At 51.3% G+C, this 959-nt stretch carries 1 protein-coding gene; it reads right to left on the bottom strand.

From position 1 onward, the window contains the following. On the bottom strand, positions 1-959 hold a 959-nt coding region (locus ACGF63_RS22915; RefSeq protein WP_387633384.1), incomplete at both ends, for a hypothetical protein.

The following is a 959-nucleotide window of genomic DNA, read 5'->3' as shown; positions in this document are numbered from 1 at the left end:
CGATTTGCTTTCGATTCAAGACGTTTGAGCACTTCCTGATAGCTCTGTTCACTGAGTGCCACTCTGCCATCCGGTTCAATCACCACGCCCAGCGTAGAGAGCAAGGCGGGGACACATTGTTGGGTTATCCGGTCAATGGCTTGCTGGGGAAGCTGCCGGACATAATTTGCCCCCTGATCAATTGCCTGACCGGGATTGGCGCAGACGGTGGCTAAAAATGTTCCCATGCCCAGCAGAATATTATCGACTCCGCGAATAAACTGGCTTTGAAGCATCGGTGATTTGACTTTGTCGTTATTCAGCACGGTGATAACACTGCCGGTAATGGTGCGCCAGAAGTTGCCATCCCCGTTGCTGTCCGACTCTTTGGCGGCAAGTTTTGCCAAAACCTGCTGGCCGGGCAGGGAGGATTGCAGATTGCCAAGCAGTCCTGAGAGGATTTCACTGAAAAACTGGAACTCCAGCGCGTCCTCTTCTTCCCGCGTCTCTTTTTCATCTTGCAGTGAAAAGAAGTAGTGAAAGTAATTTTGTAGCCCGCCGACCTGATAACTCAGCGCCGGGTTATCCGCAAAAGTCTCAAACAGTTTCATCAACATCGCCTGACGGACTTCAAAGTCTTGGGTGGTTTTTTTCAGTTTCGGCCAGTCGTTATCCCAGCGCTCTTGGTTAATACTGTCATCTATTTTCTTTTTCAGCGCCGGGTCTTTGGTCGCTTTGAGCCTTTCGACATAGAAACCGATAGTCAATGGGTAGATATTGGAGGCGTTGTAGCTCTGTTGCCACAGATGCAGGATAGAGTACGCTTCCGCGATATCCCGCTGGCGGCCCACCGGGTCATGCAGAATAATAATCCGCGCCTGTTCGTGCAGGTGCAGATAACCGTTGATTGCCTTGATAATCACGTCGGCATCCATCTCATAGCTTTCCTGCGTGGTCAGCGCACCAATCCTGGCGGTCGC

The sequence above is a fragment of the Photorhabdus sp. RM322S genome (assembly GCF_042879395.1).
Classification (GTDB): Bacteria; Pseudomonadota; Gammaproteobacteria; order Enterobacterales; family Enterobacteriaceae; genus Photorhabdus; species Photorhabdus khanii.
This window is presented reverse-complemented; position numbering and strand designations above follow the sequence as displayed.